The 19,860-nt window shown below is 62.3% G+C and carries 15 protein-coding genes and 1 tRNA gene; all 16 read left to right on the top strand.

Features of this window, described 5'->3' with window-relative positions:
* The first annotated feature begins 2 nt into the window (after positions 1 to 2).
* The 16 genes from tuf (DK366_RS17835) (at position 3) to rplC (ending at position 19,857) form a co-directional block, all read left to right on the top strand.
* Positions 3 to 1,193, top strand: coding sequence for an elongation factor Tu (gene tuf / locus DK366_RS17835; protein ID WP_109126907.1), 1,191 nt, complete (start codon positions 3 to 5; stop codon positions 1,191 to 1,193).
* Between the two features lie 150 nt (positions 1,194 to 1,343).
* A tRNA-Trp gene (locus DK366_RS17830) sits at positions 1,344 to 1,419 on the top strand.
* Between the two features lie 81 nt (positions 1,420 to 1,500).
* Entirely contained in the window at positions 1,501 to 1,896 is a 396-nt protein-coding gene (secE, locus tag DK366_RS17825) for a preprotein translocase subunit SecE (protein ID WP_109126906.1), read from the top strand.
* Positions 1,897 to 1,905: 9 nt separating this feature from the next.
* Complete coding sequence (gene nusG, locus DK366_RS17820) at positions 1,906 to 2,466, top strand: transcription termination/antitermination protein NusG (RefSeq protein ID WP_109126905.1); 561 nt, start codon at positions 1,906 to 1,908, stop codon at positions 2,464 to 2,466.
* Positions 2,467 to 2,791: 325 nt separating this feature from the next.
* A complete protein-coding gene (gene rplK, locus DK366_RS17815) occupies positions 2,792 to 3,220 on the top strand; it encodes a 50S ribosomal protein L11 (protein ID WP_109126904.1) in 429 nt (142 codons plus the stop codon).
* 3 nt (positions 3,221 to 3,223) lie between these two features.
* Positions 3,224 to 3,931, top strand: coding sequence for a 50S ribosomal protein L1 (gene rplA / locus DK366_RS17810; RefSeq protein WP_109126903.1), 708 nt, complete (start codon positions 3,224 to 3,226; stop codon positions 3,929 to 3,931).
* 337 nt (positions 3,932 to 4,268) lie between these two features.
* Positions 4,269 to 4,802 (top strand): 50S ribosomal protein L10, encoded by a 534-nt coding sequence (gene rplJ, locus DK366_RS17805; protein WP_109126902.1) that lies wholly within the window; start codon positions 4,269 to 4,271, stop codon positions 4,800 to 4,802.
* A 46-nt stretch (positions 4,803 to 4,848) separates the two neighbouring features.
* Positions 4,849 to 5,220, top strand: a complete 372-nt coding sequence (rplL, locus tag DK366_RS17800) for a 50S ribosomal protein L7/L12 (protein ID WP_109126901.1) — start codon at positions 4,849 to 4,851, stop codon at positions 5,218 to 5,220.
* A gap of 207 nt (positions 5,221 to 5,427) precedes the next feature.
* Positions 5,428 to 9,585: a DNA-directed RNA polymerase subunit beta gene (gene rpoB, locus DK366_RS17795; protein ID WP_109126900.1), complete on the top strand. Its 4,158-nt coding sequence runs from the start codon at positions 5,428 to 5,430 to the stop codon at positions 9,583 to 9,585.
* An 89-nt stretch (positions 9,586 to 9,674) separates the two neighbouring features.
* Positions 9,675 to 13,889 (top strand): DNA-directed RNA polymerase subunit beta', encoded by a 4,215-nt coding sequence (gene rpoC / locus DK366_RS17790; RefSeq protein ID WP_109126899.1) that lies wholly within the window; start codon positions 9,675 to 9,677, stop codon positions 13,887 to 13,889.
* A gap of 178 nt (positions 13,890 to 14,067) precedes the next feature.
* A complete protein-coding gene (gene rpsL / locus DK366_RS17785; protein WP_019464011.1) occupies positions 14,068 to 14,442 on the top strand; it encodes a 30S ribosomal protein S12 in 375 nt (124 codons plus the stop codon).
* Between the two features lie 16 nt (positions 14,443 to 14,458).
* Entirely contained in the window at positions 14,459 to 14,926 is a 468-nt protein-coding gene (gene rpsG, locus DK366_RS17780) for a 30S ribosomal protein S7 (RefSeq protein WP_109126898.1), read from the top strand.
* Between the two features lie 33 nt (positions 14,927 to 14,959).
* Positions 14,960 to 17,077, top strand: a complete 2,118-nt coding sequence (fusA, locus tag DK366_RS17775) for an elongation factor G (RefSeq protein ID WP_109126897.1) — start codon at positions 14,960 to 14,962, stop codon at positions 17,075 to 17,077.
* A 47-nt stretch (positions 17,078 to 17,124) separates the two neighbouring features.
* Positions 17,125 to 18,315 (top strand): elongation factor Tu, encoded by a 1,191-nt coding sequence (tuf, locus tag DK366_RS17770; protein WP_109126896.1) that lies wholly within the window; start codon positions 17,125 to 17,127, stop codon positions 18,313 to 18,315.
* Positions 18,316 to 18,883: 568 nt separating this feature from the next.
* Complete coding sequence (gene rpsJ / locus DK366_RS17765) at positions 18,884 to 19,195, top strand: 30S ribosomal protein S10 (protein WP_014402136.1); 312 nt, start codon at positions 18,884 to 18,886, stop codon at positions 19,193 to 19,195.
* A 20-nt stretch (positions 19,196 to 19,215) separates the two neighbouring features.
* Positions 19,216 to 19,857 carry a 50S ribosomal protein L3 gene (gene rplC / locus DK366_RS17760; protein ID WP_109126895.1) on the top strand — a complete coding sequence of 214 codons (642 nt, stop codon included), beginning with the start codon at positions 19,216 to 19,218 and terminating at the stop codon, positions 19,855 to 19,857.
* Positions 19,858 to 19,860: the final 3 nt, after the last annotated feature.

The raw sequence follows: 19,860 nt of genomic DNA, 5'->3' as shown, positions 1-19,860 counted from the left end.
GTATGGCAAAGGGTAAATTCGAACGCACCAAGCCGCACGTCAACGTCGGCACGATTGGTCACGTGGACCACGGCAAGACGACGCTGACGGCTGCGCTGACCAAGGTGGGTGCAGAGCGTTTCGGTGGCGAATTCAAGGCGTATGACGCGATCGACGCGGCGCCGGAAGAAAAGGCGCGTGGTATCACGATTTCGACCGCACACGTCGAATACGAATCGCCGACCCGCCACTACGCTCACGTGGACTGCCCGGGCCACGCCGACTACGTGAAGAACATGATCACGGGTGCGGCGCAGATGGACGGCGCGATCCTGGTGTGCTCGGCCGCTGACGGCCCGATGCCGCAGACGCGCGAACACATCCTGCTGTCGCGCCAGGTGGGCGTGCCGTACATCGTCGTGTTCCTGAACAAGGCCGACATGGTGGACGACGCCGAGCTGCTCGAGCTGGTCGAAATGGAAGTGCGTGAACTGCTCTCCAAGTACGACTTCCCGGGCGACGACACCCCGATCATCAAGGGTTCGGCACTGAAGGCGCTGGAAGGCGACCAGTCGGAAATCGGCGTGCCGGCGATCATCGCCCTCGTCGACGCGCTGGACAGCTACATTCCGGAGCCGATCCGTGCGATCGACAAGCCGTTCCTGATGCCGGTGGAAGACGTGTTCTCGATCTCGGGCCGCGGCACCGTGGTGACCGGTCGTCACGCGCGCGGCATCATCAAGGTCGGTGACGAACTCGAAGTGGTCGGCAGCCGCCCGAGGCAGAAGCCCACCGTCACGGGCGTGGAAATGTTCCGCAAGCTGCTCGACCAGGGTCAGGCAGGCGACAACGCCGGTCTGCTGCTGCGCGGCCTGAAGCGTGATGACGTGGAGCGTGGCCAGGTGCTGGCCAAGCCGGGCACGATCACCCCGCACACCGAGTTCGAAGCCGAAGTGTACGTGCTGTCGAAGGATGAAGGTGGTCGTCACACCCCGTTCTTCAAGGGCTACCGCCCGCAGTTCTACTTCCGCACGACCGACGTGACCGGCGCTTGCGAGCTGCCGGAAGGCGTGGAAATGGTCATGCCGGGCGACAACATCAAGATGGTTGTCACCCTGATCCACCCGATCGCCATGGACGAAGGTCTGCGCTTCGCGATTCGCGAAGGCGGCCGTACCGTCGGCGCCGGCGTGGTGGCCAAGGTCATCAAGTAAGTCGTAAGTGGTGAGTCGCTCGCTGCTGGCGAGCTGGAAGTCGGCGGTTTTGCCGCCTGTTAAGAGTGAAGGGTGGAGATGCAATGCTCTTACCCTTTACTATTGACGCTTTCCAGCCCGTCGTAGGCGGGCGACTTACTATCAACCCATACGCCAGTAGCTCAATTGGCAGAGCAGCGGTCTCCAAAACCGCAGGTTGGGGGTTCGAGTCCCTCCTGGCGTGCCATCTTCCCGAGGATCCACGACGGATGGTGGATGGCATACAGACCGTAACCCGGTCGATGCCTCTCTCATCCGATCATGTCGCATGAATACGAAGGCAGAACCGACCAAGGGCGCCAATGGCGCCGACATCGCCAAGCTGGTGCTGGCCTTTATTGTGCTGGCAGCCGGCATTTTTGCGTATTCGTGGTTTGGCAGTGACGGCTCGATCCCGCAGTCGGTCCGACTGCTGGGCGTGCTGGCTGCTCTGGTCGTGGCGCTGGCCATTGGTGCGTTCACCGCGCCGGGTCGCCGCGTACGTGCCTTCCTCGGCGAATCGCAGTTCGAACTGCGCAAGGTGGTCTGGCCCACCAAGGACGAGACGCTCAAGACCACCGGCATCATCATTGTCGTGGTCATCGTGCTGTCGTTGCTCCTGGGCCTGATCGATCTGATCCTGAAGTCGGTCGTGCTCGACTGGCTGCTCAAGCTCGGTACGTGAGGTGATGGCATGAGCAAGCGTTGGTATGTGGTGCACGCCTATTCGGGCTTCGAAAACCAGGTCAAGCGTTCGCTTGACGAGCGTATTCGTCGCGCCGAGATGGAAGAGAAGTTCGGCGAAGTGCTGGTGCCGACTGAAGAAGTCATCGAGATGCGCAGCGGCCAGAAGCGTCGCAGCGAGCGCAAGTTCTTCCCGGGTTACGTTCTCGTGCAGATCGAGACGGACACCGAGGGCAAGGCGCCGCGCATCGATGACGAGTGCTGGCATCTCGTGAAGGAAACCCCGAAGGTCATGGGTTTCATCGGTGGCACGGCGGATCGCCCGCTGCCCATCCGTGATTCCGAGGCCGACGCCATTCTCAGTCGCGTCCGCGAAGGCGTGGAAAAGCCCAAGCCCAAGGTGCTGTTCGAGCCGGGCGAGATGGTTCGCGTCACCGACGGTCCGTTCAACGACTTCAACGGCGTGGTCGAGGAAGTCAATTACGAAAAGAGCCGCCTGCGCGTCGCGGTGCTCATTTTCGGCCGCTCGACCCCGGTCGAGCTGGAGTTTGGGCAGGTCGAAAAGGCTTGATAGCGGGCAAGTCGCCCACGTTGTGGGCTGCAAGTGGTGAGTGGTAAAGGGTAAAGGCCGAGCCTTCGGAGGCTGAGTCTGTCCCACTTACCCCTCGCAGGCAGCGGAGCTGCCGACTGGCAGCTCGCGCCGCGAGCGACTTACTGCCCCATGGGCACGGGGCTTGCTTAAAAACTAATCAATCTCTATAGTATGCGGTTCACGCTGGGATTTTAGCCCCGGCGTGTCCGTGTTTCTGAGGCTCGCGGGAAGGCGGGCCGTCCTCTTTCATGGACGACAACACTGCGAGGAGCCGCAAGGCGTTTGAACTCGCGAGGAAAATCCAATGGCAAAGAAAGTAACTGGTTATATCAAGCTGCAGGTCAAGGCCGGTCAGGCCAACCCGTCGCCGCCGGTGGGTCCCGCCCTCGGTCAGCGCGGCCTGAACATCATGGAATTCTGCAAGGCGTTCAATGCCGCCACGCAGAAGATGGAACCGGGCATGCCGATTCCCGTGATCATCACGGCTTATTCGGACCGTAGCTTCACCTTTATCACCAAGACCCCGCCGGCCACGATCCTGATCAAGAAGGTCACGGGCGTCGCCAAGGGCTCGTCCAAGCCGAATACCGACAAGGTCGGCAAGATCACCCGCAAGCAGCTGGAAGACGTTGCGAAGCAGAAGGAGCCGGATCTCACGGCTGCTGATCTGGACGCTGCCGTGCGCACCATCGCTGGTAGCGCGCGCAGCATGGGCTTGGTGGTGGAGGGCTAAGACATGGCAAAGATCACGAAGCGTATGAAGGCGGCCCAGGCCGCAGTGCAGCCGGGCAAGCTCTATGGCCTGGAAGAAGCCCTGAACATCGTCAAGAACAACGCCAAGGCGAAGTTCGCTGAGTCCGTGGACGTGTCCGTCCGCCTCGGCATCGACGCCAAGAAGTCCGACCAGGGCGTGCGTGGCTCGTCGCTGCTGCCGCACGGCACCGGCAAGACCGTCAAGGTCGCCGTGTTCGTGCCGGCTGGCGAGAAGGCCGAGGCCGCCAAGGCCGCCGGTGCCGACGCCGTCGGTATGGACGACCTGGCCGAGCGCATGCAGGCTGGCGATCTCGACTTCGGTCGCGTCATCGCCACGCCGGACGCCATGCGCGTTGTCGGTAAGCTCGGTCAGCTGCTCGGTCCCCGTGGCCTGATGCCGAACCCGAAGGACGGCTCGGTCACTGCCGACGTCGCCACGGCCGTCAAGAACGCCAAGGCCGGCCAGGTGAAGTTCCGTAACGACAAGGCGGGCATCATCCACGCCACCATCGGCAAGGCCAGCTTCGACGCTGCCCAGCTCGCGGACAACCTGAACGCGCTGGTCAACGACCTGCTGAAGGCCAAGCCGTCGACCGCCAAGGGTCAGTACCTGCAGAAGGTTGCGCTGTCGTCCACCATGGGCGTTGGCGTGCCGGTCGAAGTGTCGACCCTGACGGTGTCGACGAAGTAAGAAGTTCAAGCCCCGCATCGGCCATGCCGATGCGGGCACGTTTTTGAGGGCAGCCGAGGCTTTGAAGCCAACGCCGCCGTCAAAGACCGCAGGCGCGATCAGCGCGCCACGACGACGAGCAGGGAGCTCGTGTTGGCAAGGAAACGCCGTCGTGGTCAGCGGGTTCGCTTAATCGGGTTCTCACGAATCTGGCCTGCGTAGATGGTGCTGCCCCTTCTGGAATGCTGTTCTGGAAAGGCCACCACCCGGGATCGTCTGATCCCCGACGTCACGGAGGGCGTCGCTCAGGACCGCAAGCGGCAGGAGCCGTAAGCGGAATTCATAAGAGGAGTGAAAAATGGCTCTGAATCTCTCTCAGAAGCAAGAAGTAGTCGCCGAACTGGCAGAAGTTGCCGCGAAGGCTCACTCCTTGATCGCTGTCGAGTACGCGGGCACCACGGTCGAACAGATGACCGCGATGCGCAAGAAGGCCCGTGAATCGGGCGTGTTCCTGAAGGTTGTCAAGAACACGCTGGCTTCGCGCGCTGTTGCCGGTACCGAGTTCGAGGTCGTCAAGGACGCCCTGACCGGTCCGCTGCTGTACGCGTTCTCGCTTGAGGAGCCCGGCGCAGCCGGTCGCCTGATCAAGGAATTCGCCAAGGGCAACGACAAGCTGAAGGCACGCCTCGTCTCCGTGGAAGGCAAGCTTTTGCCGGCCACGCACGTCGAAGTGCTGGCGTCGCTGCCGACCCGCGAGCAGGCCCTGGCCATGCTGGCACGTGTGCTGGCCGAACCGGCCACCATGTTCGCCCGCGTCGTCAAGGCTGTGGCCGATCAGCAGGGTGGTGGCGAAGGTGCCGCCGACGCCCCGGCTGCAGCCGAGCCCGCCTAAGTTCGCTGACTATTCAATTCGAATCAATTTCCAGAGGTAAATGAAAATGTCCCTGACCAACGAACAGATCGTTGAAGCCGGCGCCGCCAAGTCGCTGATGGAAGTGATGGACCTGGGGAAGGCCATGGAAGAGAAGTGTGGCGTGACCGCCGCCGCTCCGGTGATGGTTGCCGCCGGCCCGGCCGCTGCTGGCCCGGCTGCTGAAGAGCAGACCGAGTTCGACGTGATCCTGAAGTCCGCCGGCGACAAGAAGGTCGACGTGATCAAGGCCGTCCGCGCCATCACGGGCCTGGGCCTGAAGGAAGCGAAGGACCTGACCGAGGCCGGTGGCGTCGTGAAGGAAGCCGCTTCGAAGGAAGACGCCGCGAAGTTCAAGAAGGACCTCGAGGCTGCCGGCGCCACGGTCGAACTGAAGTAATCGGCGCTCTTGCGCGCCGTCAGTTTGATCTAGCGTCAAGCCGAGCCTGGGGGCGTAAGCCCCCGGGCTTTGCCTGTTGTTAACAGGGAATGGGGAATAGGGAATTAGGGAGCAGCCCTTGAAGGTGGGTAGCTTTCGATTCTCTATTCCCGATTCTCTTATCCCGACTCCCGATTCATCGAATATACAACCGAGGCGGTACCCACCATGACCTACTCGTTTACCGAGAAGAAGCGCATCCGCAAGGATTTCGGCAAGCGTCCCCCTGTATTGGGCGTGCCGAACCTGCTGACCATCCAGACCGATTCCTATCGCGAGTTCCTGCAGGAGCACATCGCTCCCAAGGCCCGTGATGACAAGGGTCTCCACGCCGCGCTGAAGTCAGTGTTCCCGATCGTCAGTTATTCGGGCAATGCCGCGCTTGAATATGTCGACTATCGCCTGGGCGAGCCGCCGTTCGACGAGCGCGAGTGCCGCAACCGTGGCATGACCTTCGGTGCGCCGCTGCGCGTCACCGTGCGCCTGGTCATCTACGACAAGGACAGCCCGGCTTCCAAGAAGGCCGTGAAGTACGTGAAGGAGCAGGAAGTCTACATGGGCGAAATTCCGCTCATGACCGACACCGGCACCTTCATCATCAACGGCACCGAGCGCGTCATCGTCTCGCAGCTGCACCGTTCGCCGGGCGTGTTCTTCGATCACGACCGCGGCAAGACGCACAGCTCGGGCAAGCTGCTGTTCTCCGCGCGCGTCATTCCTTACCGCGGTTCGTGGCTCGACTTCGAGTTCGACCCGAAGGATGCGCTGTTCACGCGTATCGACCGTCGCCGCAAGCTGCCGGTGACCGTGCTGCTGCGCGCGCTCGGCTACAACAACCAGGAGATGCTGGGCATCTTCTTCGAGCACAACGTGTTCCACCTGGGCAAGAAGGGTGGCACCACGCTTGAGCTCGTCGCCGAGCGCCTGCGCGGTGAAACGCTGACCTTCGACCTGGCCATTGGCGACAAGGTGCTGGTGGAAGCCGGCAAGCGCATCACGGCGCGTCACGTGCGTCAGCTGGCGGCGGAAAACATCACCGCGCTGGAAGTGCCGGACGACTACCCGGTCGGCCGCATCCTGGCCATCGACATCATCGATCCGAAGACCGGCGAACTGCTGGCCCAGGCCAACGATGAAATCTCGGCCGAGCAGCTGGAAAACTTCCGCAAGGCCGGCATCGAAGTCGTGCCGACGCTGTACGTCAACGACCTGGATCGCGGTGCGTACATCTCGCACACGCTGCGCATCGACAACACCAAGACGCCGCTCGAGGCGCTGGTGGAAATCTATCGCATGATGCGTCCGGGCGAGCCGCCGACCAAGGACGCTGCGCAGAACCTGTTCTACAACCTGTTCTTCACCTTCGATCGCTACGACCTCTCGGCCGTGGGTCGCATGAAGTTCAACCGTCGCGTGGGCCGTCAGGAGATCGTCGGTCCGGGCGTGCTGTACGACAAGAAGTACTTCCAGGACCGCAAGGAAGAGGAAGCACAGTCGCTCGTGGCTTCGCAGGGTGATCGCTCCGACATCCTCGACGTGCTCAAGGTGCTCATCGACATCAAGAACGGTCATGGCACCGTCGACGATATCGATCACCTGGGCAACCGTCGCGTGCGTTCGGTCGGCGAAATGGCGGAGAACACCTTCCGCATCGGCCTGGTGCGCGTCGAGCGCGCCGTGCGTGAGCGCCTGTCGCTTGCCGAGTCCGAAGGCCTGACCCCGCAGGAACTGATCAACGCCAAGCCGGTCGCGGCGGCGGTGAAGGAGTTCTTCGGTTCGTCGCAGCTGTCGCAGTTCATGGACCAGAACAACCCGCTGTCCGAAGTGACGCACAAGCGTCGCGTCTCGGCACTGGGTCCAGGCGGCCTGACGCGCGAGCGCGCGGGCTTCGAAGTGCGCGACGTGCACCCGACCCATTACGGCCGCGTCTGCACCATCGAAACGCCGGAAGGTCCGAACATCGGCCTGATCAACTCGCTCGCCGTGTATGCGCGCACCAACCAGTACGGCTTCCTCGAGACGCCTTACCGCAAGGTCGTGGGCGGCAAGGTCACCGACCAGGTGGATTACCTGTCGGCCATCGAGGAAGGCGACCACGTCATTGCGCAGGCGAACTCGCCGCTCAAGGATGGCGCGTTCATCGAAGACTTCGTGTCCTGCCGTTTCCGCGGCGAGTCCGAGCTGCGTCCGTCCGCCGAAGTCGACTACATGGACGTTTCGCCCATGCAGACCGTGTCGGTGGCAGCCGCACTCGTGCCGTTCCTGGAGCACGATGACGCGAACCGCGCACTCATGGGCGCGAACATGCAGCGTCAGGCCGTGCCGACCCTGCGTTCGCAGACCCCGCTGGTGGGTACCGGCATCGAGCGCGCCGTGGCGCGTGACTCGGGCGTCATCGTCACCGCCAAGCGCGGCGGCGTGATCGACCAGGTCGATGCGGCCCGTATCGTGGTGCGCGTGAACGAAGAAGAAGTCGGCGACAACGATGCCGGCGTCGATATCTACACGCTGACCAAGTACACCCGCTCCAACCAGAACACCAACCTCAACCAGCGTCCGCTGGTGAACGTGGGTGACGTGGTGGCGAAGGGCGACACGCTGGCCGACGGTTCGTCGACCGACCTGGGCGAGCTCGCGCTCGGCCAGAACATGCTGATCGCCTTCATGCCGTGGAACGGCTACAACTTCGAAGACTCGATCCTGCTCTCCGAGCGCGTCGTGCAGGAAGACCGCTACACCTCGATCCACATCGAGGAGCTGTCGTGCATCGCGCGTGACACCAAGCTGGGCGCCGAGGAAATCACCGCCGACATCCCGAACGTGGGTGAGCAGGCGCTGGCTCGCCTCGACGAATCCGGCATCGTGTACATCGGTGCGGAAGTGAAGGCCGGCGACATCATGGTCGGCAAGGTCACGCCGAAGGGCGAGAGCCAGCTGACGCCGGAAGAGAAGCTGCTGCGCGCGATCTTCGGTGAGAAGGCTTCGGACGTGAAGGACAGCTCGCTGCGCGTGCCGCCGGGCATGGACGGCACCGTCATCGACGTGCAGGTCTTCACCCGCGACGGTATCGAGAAGGACAAGCGCGCTCGTCAGATCGAGGAAATGGAAATCAAGCGTATCCGCAAGGACCTTGATGACCAGTTCCGCATCCTCGAGGGCGCGATCTACAACCGTATGCGCACCCAGCTCGTCGGCAAGACCGCGATGAGCGGCCCGGGTGGCCTGAAGCGTGGCGCCGAAATCACCGACGCCTACCTCGACGGCCTCAAGCGCGACGACTGGTTCAAGATCAACGTCAAGGAAGAGGACGTCACCGAATTCCTCGAGCGCGCGGCCGACCAGGTCAAGCGTCACAAGGAAGAGTTCGACAAGCGCTTCAAGGAGAAGCAGGGCAAGATCACCCAGGGTGACGACCTTGCTCCGGGCGTGCTCAAGATGGTCAAGGTGTTCCTGGCCGTGAAGCGCCGCATCCAGCCGGGCGACAAGATGGCTGGTCGCCACGGTAACAAGGGTGTGGTGTCCAACGTGGTGCCGGTGGAGGACATGCCGTTCTCCGAAGACGGTACCTCGGTCGACATCGTGCTGAACCCGCTGGGCGTGCCGTCGCGTATGAACATCGGCCAGATTCTGGAAGTGCACCTTGGCTGGGCCGCAAAGGGCCTGGGCAAGAAGATCCAGAAGATGCTCGAAGCGCAGGCCAAGGTGGCGCAGATCCGCGAGTTCCTCGACCAGGTGTACAACCACCATGTCGCCGGTGCCGTGCAGCATGTCGACCTGAAGTCGTTGACCGACGAAGAAATCTTCGCGCTGGCCAACAACCTGCAGGAAGGCGTGCCGATGGCCACCCCGGTGTTCGACGGTGCCGAGGAAACCGAGATCAAGGCGATGCTGAAGCTCGCCGATCTGCCGGAATCGGGCCAGACCACGCTGTACGACGGCCGCACCGGCGAGGCGTTCGATCGCCCGGTCACCGTGGGCTACATGCACTACCTGAAGCTCAACCACCTGGTCGACGACAAGATGCACGCGCGTTCGACCGGTCCGTACTCGCTCGTCACGCAGCAGCCGCTGGGTGGCAAGGCGCAGTTCGGTGGTCAGCGCTTCGGTGAAATGGAAGTCTGGGCGCTGGAAGCCTACGGCGCGGCCTACACCCTGCAGGAAATGCTGACGGTGAAGTCCGACGACGTGCAGGGCCGCAACCAGATGTACAAGAACATTGTCGACGGCAACCACGAGATGGCGGCGGGCATGCCGGAATCCTTCAACGTGTTGGTGAAGGAAATCCGCTCGCTCGGTATCGATATTGATCTGGAAGAAGTGAAGTGAGTTGAGGCGGAGACGAGGCGCGAACCATCGCTCCTCGTTCTCCCGACGACCGATTCTCCATTCCCCATTCCCGATCTTCGGAGACATCCATGAAAGACTTGCTCAATCTGTTCAACCAGCAGCGCACGGCGCCTGACTTCGATGCGATCAAGATCGCCCTGGCTTCGCCAGAGCTGATCCGCTCGTGGTCGTACGGCGAAGTGAAGAAGCCGGAAACGATCAACTACCGCACCTTCAAGCCCGAGCGTGACGGCCTGTTCTGCGCCGCCATCTTCGGTCCGGTGAAGGACTACGAGTGCCTGTGCGGCAAGTACAAGCGCATGAAGCACCGCGGCGTGGTCTGCGAAAAGTGCGGCACGGAAGTGACGCTGGCCAAGGTGCGCCGCGAGCGCATGGGCCACATCGAACTGGCCAGCCCCACCGCGCACATCTGGTTCCTCAAGTCGCTGCCCTCGCGCATCGGCCTGATGCTGGACATGACCCTGCGTGACATCGAGCGCATCCTGTACTTCGAAGCCTTCGTGGTGATCGATCCAGGTCTGACCGCGCTCGAACGCGGCCAGCTGCTCAGCGAAGACCAGTACCTGGAAGCCGTGGAAGAGCACGGTGACGAATTCGACGCCCGCATGGGTGCCGAGGCCGTCTACGAACTGCTCAAGTCCCTGGACCTTCCGGGCGAAGTCGTGCGCCTCAAGGAAGAGATTGGCTCGACCAATTCCGAGACCAAGCTCAAGCGCCTCACCAAGCGCGTCAAGCTGATCGAAGCCTTCCTCGAATCCGGCAACAAGCCGGAGTGGATGGTGCTGACCGTGCTGCCGGTGCTGCCGCCGGACCTGCGCCCGCTGGTGCCGCTGGACGGTGGCCGTTTCGCCACGTCCGATCTGAATGATCTGTACCGTCGCGTCATCAACCGCAACAACCGCCTGCGCCGCCTGCTCGAACTCAATGCGCCCGACATCATCGTGCGCAATGAAAAGCGCATGCTGCAGGAATCGGTCGATGCGCTGCTGGACAACGGCCGTCGCGGTCGTGCCATCACCGGCACGAACAAGCGCGCGCTGAAGTCGCTCGCCGACATGATCAAGGGCAAGCAGGGCCGCTTCCGTCAGAACCTGCTCGGCAAGCGCGTGGACTACTCCGGTCGTTCCGTGATCGTGGTGGGCCCGACCCTGCGTCTGCACCAGTGCGGTCTGCCGAAGAAGATGGCGCTTGAGCTGTTCAAGCCCTTCATCTTCGCCAAGCTGCAGGCTCGCGGCGAAGCCACCACCATCAAGGCTGCCAAGAAGCTCGTCGAGCGCGAAGAAGGCCAGGTGTGGGACATCCTCGAAGAGGTGATCCGCGAACATCCCGTCATGCTCAACCGTGCGCCGACGCTGCACCGTCTGGGCATCCAGGCGTTCGAGCCGAAGCTCATCGAAGGCAAGGCGATCCAGCTGCATCCGCTCGTGTGTACGGCGTTCAACGCCGACTTCGACGGTGACCAGATGGCCGTGCACGTGCCGCTGTCCATCGAAGCGCAGCTCGAAGCCCGCGCCCTGATGATGGCGACCAACAACATCCTGTCGCCCGCCAACGGCGAGCCGATCATCGTGCCGACCCAGGACGTCGTCCTTGGCCTGTACTACATGACCCGCGAGCTGGTGAACGCGAAGGGCAACGGCATGGTGTTCTCGGGCATCGGCGAAGTCCGCCGCGCCTACGACAACCGCGCCGTGCAGCTGCACGCCAAGGTCAAGGTCCGCATCAACCAGGTGCAGATCGATGAAGACGGCAACCGCACCGAAACCACCCAGATCGTCGACACGACCGTGGGTCGCGCGCTGCTGCTCGAAATCATGCCGGAAGGCCTGCCGTTCGCGCTGGCCAACACCGAGCTGACCAAGAAGAACATCTCGCGCCTGATCAACCAGTGCTATCGCCGCCTGGGCCTGAAGGACACCGTGATCTTCGGCGACCAGCTGATGTACACCGGTTTCCGTTTCGCCACGCGCGCCGGTATCTCCATCGGCATCGACGACATGATCATCCCGGATCAGAAGAAGCCGATCCTGGAAGAAGCCGAAAAGGAAGTGGTCGAGATCCAGGAGCAGTACCAGTCGGGTCTCGTCACCGCCGGCGAACGCTACAACAAGGTCGTCGACATCTGGTCGCGCACCAACGAACTCGTCGCCAAGGCGATGATCGACGGTATCGGTACCGAAAAGGTGACCGATGCCGAAGGCAAGACGGTCAACCAGAAGTCCATGAACTCGCTGTACATCATGGCTGACTCGGGCGCTCGTGGTTCGGTCGCCCAGATTCGTCAGCTGGCCGGTATGCGCGGCCTGATGGCTCGCCCGGACGGCTCGATCATCGAGACGCCCATCAAGGCGAACTTCCGCGAAGGCCTGAACGTTCTGCAGTACTTCAACTCCACCCACGGTGCTCGTAAGGGTCTCGCGGATACGGCGCTGAAGACGGCGAACTCCGGTTACCTCACGCGTCGTCTCGTCGACGTGGCGCAGGACGTGGTCATCACTTCGTACGATTGCGGCACCGACGAAGGCGTCACCATGCAGCCGATCGTGGAAGGCGGCGACGTGGTCGAGCCGTTGCGCGATCGCGTGCTTGGTCGTGTGGCGCTGGAAGACGTCTACGGTCCGGGTGAAGACAACGAGCCGATCGTCACGCGCGACACGCTGCTGGACGAAGCCCTGGTCGAGAAGCTCGACAAGGCCGGCGTGCAGCTGGTCAAGGTGCGTTCGCCCATCACGTGCGCAGCCGATCATGGCGTGTGCGCACTGTGCTATGGCCGCGACCTGGCCCGCGGTCACCTGGTGAACATGGGTGAGGCCGTCGGCGTCGTCGCCGCACAGTCCATCGGTGAGCCGGGTACGCAGCTCACCATGCGTACGTTCCACATTGGTGGTGCGGCGTCTCGTGCTGCTGCCGTGGACAACGTGACGGTGAAGACCACCGGCACGCTGAAGTTCAACAACCTCAAGACCGTGCATCACAACCAGGGTCACCTGGTGGCGGTGTCGCGTTCGGGCGAAGTGAGCGTCATCGACGTGAACGGCCGCGAGCGTGAGCGCTACAAGGTGCCTTACGGCGCCACCATCGCCGTCAAGGACGGCGATTCGGTGAAGGCCGGCCAGGCCGTGGCCAACTGGGATCCGCATACCCACCCGATCGTGTCGGAAGTGGCCGGTACCGTGCGCTTCATCGACTTCATCGATGGCGTCACCGTGCAGAGCCAGACCGACGAACTGACCGGCCTGGAGTCGGCGGTGGTGACCGATCCGAAGCGCCGTGGTACGGCCGCCAAGGATCTGCGCCCGATCGTGCGTCTGGAAGACGCCAAGGGTCGCGAGCTGAAGCTGCCGGGCACCGACGTGCCGGCGCAGTACATGCTCCCGGCCGGCGCCATCGTGTCGATCCAGAACGGTGCGCAGGTGGGCGTGGGTGACGTGGTGGCACGTATCCCGCAGGAAACCTCCAAGACCCGCGACATCACGGGTGGTCTGCCCCGCGTGGCCGACTTGTTCGAAGCACGCAAGCCGAAGGAACCGGCGATTCTCGCCGAGCGTTCGGGCGTCATCAGCTTCGGCAAGGACACCAAGGGCAAGCAGCGCCTGATCATCAAGGACGTGGACGGCAACGAGCACGAAGAGCTGATTCCCAAGTGGCGTCAGGTCATCGTGTTCGAAGGCGAACACGTGGAGAAGGGCGAAACCGTGGTGGACGGCGAGCCCAGCCCGCACGACATCCTGCGCCTGCTGGGTGTCGAGCCGCTGGCCGCCTACCTGGTCAAGGAAATCCAGGACGTCTACCGCCTGCAGGGCGTGAAGATCAACGACAAGCACATCGAAGCGATCATTCGCCAGATGCTGCGCAAGGTTGAGATTTCCGACCCGGGCGAGAGCCACTACCTGCGTGGTGAGCAGGTCGAGCGCGTGCGCATCAATGGCGAGAACGAGCGTGCCGTCAAGCGCGGCGAGCGTCCGGCGGAATTCCAGTCGGTGCTGCTCGGTATCACCAAGGCCTCGCTGGCCACGGAATCCTTCATCTCGGCCGCTTCCTTCCAGGAAACGACGCGAGTGCTGACGGAAGCCGCGGTCCGCGGAACGCGTGACACCTTGCGTGGCCTGAAGGAAAATGTTATTGTCGGCCGTCTCATTCCGGCAGGTACGGGTCTGGCGTATCACGCATCGCGTCATCGCCAGGGTGGTCTGACCGCCTCGGAACTCGAAACCCTTTCTGGTTCCGCAACGCCGGCTTCCTTCGCCGAAGCCACCACCGGTAGCGACATTGGTGTGGAGTAAGCCCCTCACGGGTTCTACTCGCTGACATACGAAAAGAGGCGCAAGGAGTGCGCCTCGTGTTCGGGCCATGGCCGGCAGGGCGTCAGCTTGTCTGTGACAGGCTGCCCATGTTAAATTCCCGCTTCTTGGCAGACCGAGCCGGTTCGGTCTGCCTTTATGTTTCTCAGGAACTGCTTCAATGACGACAGTCAACCAGTTGGTTCGCAAATCCCGTAGCCCGAAGACGTACAAGAGTGCTTCGCCGGCTTTGCAGAACAGCCCGCAGCGTCGCGGCGTATGCACGCGCGTTTACACCACCACCCCGAAGAAGCCGAACTCGGCCCTTCGTAAGGTCGCCAAGGTGCGCCTGACGAACGGTTACGAAGTGATCAGCTACATCGGTGGCGAAGGTCACAACCTGCAGGAGCACTCCGTGGTCCTGATCCGTGGTGGCCGCGTCAAGGATCTTCCGGGCGTGCGTTACCACACCGTGCGCGGCAGTCTCGACTGCGCCGGCGTCACCAAGCGCCGTCAGTCGCGCTCCAAGTACGGCGCCAAGCGCCCGAAGTCCTGATCTTTAGGAATTAATTATGTCGCGTAAAGGTTCCCATCCCGCCCGTGTGATCCTGCCGGATCCCAAGCACGGCAGCCAGCTGATCGCCCGTTTCATCAACATGGTGATGAAGAGCGGCAAGAAGTCGGTCGCAGAAAGCATCGTCTACGGTGCGCTGGCCCACCTCGGCGAAAAGAATGCCGAGCCGGTGCAGCTCGTCGAGAAGGCACTGAACAACATCGCTCCGGCGGTCGAAGTGAAGTCCCGTCGTGTCGGCGGCGCCACCTACCAGGTGCCGGTCGAAGTGCGTCCGGGTCGCCGTATGGCGCTCGCCATGCGCTGGGCCATCGATTCCGCCCGCAAGCGCGGCGAGACCTCGATGCCGCGCAAGCTGGCCGCCGAGCTGCTCGAGGCTTCGGAAAATCGCGGTGGCGCGATCAAGAAGCGCGAAGAAACGCATCGCATGGCAGAGGCCAACAAGGCCTTCTCGCATTACCGCTGGTAAGCAGTACAGCTAGAACTTTCAGAGGTTAAGACCGTGGCACGCACCACTCCTATCGAGCGCTACCGCAACTTCGGCATCATGGCCCACATCGATGCCGGCAAGACCACCACCACGGAGCGCATCCTGTTCTACACCGGCGTCAGTCACAAGATTGGCGAGGTGCACGACGGTGCAGCAACGATGGACTGGATGGAGCAGGAGCAGGAGCGCGGCATCACCATTACGTCGGCGGCAACGACGGCGTTCTGGAAGGGCATGGATCGTTCCTTGCCCGAGCACCGCTTCAACATCATCGACACCCCGGGACACGTGGACTTCACCATCGAAGTGGAGCGTTCGCTCCGCGTGCTCGACGGTGCAGTGTTCGTGCTCTGTGCCGTGGGTGGTGTGCAGCCGCAGTCTGAAACCGTCTGGCGTCAGGCCAACAAGTACAAGGTGCCGCGCCTCGCGTTCGTCAACAAGATGGACCGCACTGGCGCGAACTTCTACAAGGTGGTCGACCAGCTGAAGGCTCGCCTGGGTGCCAACCCCGTCCCGATGCAGGTGCCGATCGGCGCCGAAGACAACTTCGAGGGCGTGGTCGACCTGCTCAAGATGAAGGCCATCGTGTGGGACATGGAGTCCCAGGGCATGAAGTTCGAGTACGCCGACATCCCGGCTAACCTGGCGGACAAGGCTGCTGAAGCCCGTTCGTACATGGTCGAGTCGGCTGCCGAAGCGTCCGAAGAGCTGATGAACAAGTACCTGGAAGAGGGCGACCTCACCGAGGAAGAGATCATCGGTGGTCTGCGTGCGCGCACGCTGTCCAGCGAAATCATCCCGGTCTTCTGCGGTACGGCCTTCAAGAACAAGGGCGTGCAGGCCATGCTCGACGCGGTGGTGAACCTGCTGCCGTCGCCGATCGATCGTCCGCCGGTGCAGGGCGTGGACGAAGACGAGAAGGAAGCGAGCCGCAAGGCTGACGACGCAGCTCCGTTCTCGGCGCTGGCGTTCAAGATCATGACCGACCCGTTCGTGGGTTCGCTCACGTTCTTCCGCGTCTACTCGGGCACGCTCAACGCGGGCGACCAGGTGTACAACCCGGTCAAGTCCAAGAAGGAACGCATCGGCCGCATCCTGCAGATGCACGCGAACGAGCGTCAGGAACTGAAGGAAGTCCGCGCTGGCGATATCGCTGCGGCGGTCGGCCTGAAGGACGTGACGACCGGTGACACGCTGTGCGCGCAGGATCACATCATCACTCTGGAGCGCATGACGTTCCCGGAGCCGGTGATCTCGATGGCGGTCGAGCCGAAGACCAAGTCGGACCAGGAAAAGATGGGTATCGCCCTCGGCCGTCTGGCTGCGGAAGATCCGTCGTTCCGCGTTCGTACGGACGAAGAATCGGGCCAGACGATCATCTCGGGCATGGGCGAGCTTCACCTGGACATCCTGGTGGACCGCATGAAGCGCGAGTTCAACGTCGAAGCCAACGTCGGCAAGCCGCAGGTGGCCTACCGCGAAACGATCCGTACGTCGGACGTGAAGTCGGACTACAAGCACGCCAAGCAGTCGGGTGGTAAGGGTCAGTACGGTCACGTGGTGATCGAGCTGTCGCCGATGACCGAAGAAGATCGCAAGCTCCCGACCGTCAAGGATGACTTCCTGTTCATCAATGACATCACGGGCGGCGTGATTCCGAAGGAATTCATCCCGTCGGTCGAAAAGGGCCTGCGCGAAACCATCACCAGCGGTCCGCTCGCGGGCTTCCCGGTGGTGAACGTCAAGGTCAAGCTGGTGTTCGGTTCGTACCACGACGTCGACTCGTCCGAAATGGCGTTCAAGCTCGCCGCATCGATGGCGTTCAAGCAGGGCTTCGCCAAGGCGTCGCCGGTGCTGCTCGAGCCGATCATGAAGGTCGAAGTCGTGACGCCGGAAGACTACGTCGGTGACGTCATGGGCGACCTGAGCCGTCGTCGCGGCCTGCTTCAGGGCCAGGACGACACGCCGTCGGGCAAGACCATCAATGCGATGGTTCCGCTGGGTGAGATGTTCGGTTATGCGACGACCATTCGTTCGCTGACCCAGGGTCGCGCCACCTTTACGATGGAGTTCGACCACTACGCTGAAGCGCCGAACAACATCGCTGAGCAGGTCATGAAGAAGGCCTGATAAGGCTTTCTTCCTCCAACTACCGTTCTTTTTTTGAGGTTTAAGTCATGGCAAAGGGTAAATTCGAACGCACCAAGCCGCACGTCAACGTCGGCACGATTGGTCACGTGGACCACGGCAAGACGACGCTGACGGCTGCGCTGACCAAGGTGGGTGCAGAGCGTTTCGGTGGCGAATTCAAGGCGTATGACGCGATCGACGCGGCGCCGGAAGAAAAGGCGCGTGGTATCACGATTTCGACCGCACACGTCGAATACGAATCGCCGACCCGCCACTACGCTCACGTGGACTGCCCGGGCCACGCCGACTACGTGAAGAACATGATCACGGGTGCGGCGCAGATGGACGGCGCGATCCTGGTGTGCTCGGCCGCTGACGGCCCGATGCCGCAGACGCGCGAACACATCCTGCTGTCGCGCCAGGTGGGCGTGCCGTACATCGTCGTGTTCCTGAACAAGGCCGACATGGTGGACGACGCCGAGCTGCTCGAGCTGGTCGAAATGGAAGTGCGTGAACTGCTCTCCAAGTACGACTTCCCGGGCGACGACACCCCGATCATCAAGGGTTCGGCACTGAAGGCGCTGGAAGGCGACCAGTCGGAAATCGGCGTGCCGGCGATCATCGCCCTCGTCGACGCGCTGGACAGCTACATTCCGGAGCCGATCCGTGCGATCGACAAGCCGTTCCTGATGCCGGTGGAAGACGTGTTCTCGATCTCGGGCCGCGGCACCGTGGTGACCGGTCGTATCGAGCGCGGCATCATCAAGGTCGGTGACGAAGTCGAAGTGGTCGGCATCCGCCCGACCCAGAAGACCACCGTCACGGGCGTGGAAATGTTCCGCAAGCTGCTCGACCAGGGTCAGGCAGGCGACAACGCCGGTCTGCTGCTGCGCGGCCTGAAGCGTGATGACGTGGAGCGTGGCCAGGTGCTGGCCAAGCCGGGCACGATCACCCCGCACACCGAGTTCGAAGCCGAAGTGTACGTGCTGTCGAAGGATGAAGGTGGTCGTCACACCCCGTTCTTCAAGGGCTACCGCCCGCAGTTCTACTTCCGCACGACCGACGTGACCGGCGCTTGCGAGCTGCCGGAAGGCGTGGAAATGGTCATGCCGGGCGACAACATCAAGATGGTTGTCACCCTGATCCACCCGATCGCCATGGACGAAGGTCTGCGCTTCGCGATTCGCGAAGGCGGCCGTACCGTCGGCGCCGGCGTGGTGGCCAAGGTCATCAAGTAAGTCGTAAGTGGTGAATCGCTCGCTGCTGGCGAGCTGGAAGTGGTAAAGAGCGAAGGGAAAAGGCGTCAAGCCAGCTCCCTTTACTCTTGACAGGCAGCACGGCTGCCGACTTGCAGCAAGCAAAGCGAGCGGCTTTACGAGAAAAACCGGCCTCAGTGGCCGGTTTTTTTTGGGCAATTCTTACAAAAAGAAGTATTTAGGGCTTTTCTTCTGCCCGATTCTCAGCTATAGTCGCCGTCTTGCCTGTCGCAGGACTTCGGTTCGGGCGACCTTACAGCGAAATGAGGCACAGGAAGTGCTTCGAGTTCGCTGGCCTGGATGGCCAATACGCAAGAGAGGGCTTGGACGACGAAGCGTTACGCTTTGTTGACCTGGCCATTTCGCGCGTTTTATACTTTTCCGTCTAGGTGGGCCCGTTTTGGGCCTGCCTAGACTTTTAAGGTCGATTTGGAAACGGGTTCAGGCCCTTCGAAAGCGACTGGTAGTACTGCAGTAAATGGGTTGTGCGGATGGGTGAGAAGCCCATCCGGTTCACAGAATTTGTTCTTTCGATAACAGGACACGGTTTATGGCGAACCAAAAGATTCGCATCCGGCTCAAGGCGTTCGATCATCGTCTGATCGACCGTTCGGCCAGCGAAATCGTCGAGACGGCCAAGCGCACTGGCGCTACGGTTCTCGGCCCGATTCCGCTCCCGACCAAGATCGAGCGTTACACCATTCTGGTGTCGCCGCACGTCGACAAAGATGCCCGCGACCAGTACGAGACCCGTACGCACAAGCGCGTGCTTGACATCGTCGACCCCAACGACAAAACCGTGGACGCGCTCATGAAGCTGGACCTCGCCGCTGGCGTGGACGTTCAGATCAAGCTGGGTTGAGCGAGAGACAGGATACGAAGATGAGTATCGGACTAGTTGGCCGCAAGTGCGGCATGAGCCGACTCTTCACTGAAGATGGCCGTTCGATTCCGGTGACCCTCATTGAGGCCACCCCGAATCGCGTCACGCAGCTGAAGACGGAAGATAACGATGGTTACAGCGCTGTGCAGGTCGCAGCCGGCGTCAAGCGCGCCAGCCTGCTGACGCAGCCGCTGAAGGGCCATTACGCCAAGGCGAAGGTTGAGCCGGGTCGTGGTCTCTGGGAATTCCGCGTGTCTGCCGATGACCTCGGCAAGTACAGCGTGGGCGCCGAGATCAAGGCCGACGACGTGTTCCAGGTGGGTCAGATTGTTGACGTCGCCGGCGTGTCGAAGGGCAAGGGCTTCCAGGGCACCATCAAGCGCCACAACTTCACCATGGGTGACGCTACCCACGGTAACTCGCTGTCGCATCGTGCGCCGGGTTCTATCGGTCAGCGTCAGACCCCGGGTCGCGTGTTCCCGGGCAAGAAGATGTCGGGCCACATGGGTGCGGTGAACCGCACGCAGCAGGGCCTGGAAGTGGTCAAGGTCGACGCCGAGCGCCATCTGATCGCGGTGAAGGGCGCGGTGCCGGGTGCTACCGGTGGCGACGTCGTCATCCGTCCGACGACCAAGGGCTGAGGA

The sequence above is a fragment of the Dyella sp. C11 genome (assembly GCF_003121485.1).
Classification (GTDB): Bacteria; Pseudomonadota; Gammaproteobacteria; order Xanthomonadales; family Rhodanobacteraceae; genus Dyella.
Note: the sequence above shows the minus strand (reverse complement) of the source record. Positions and strands in the feature narration are given on the sequence as shown.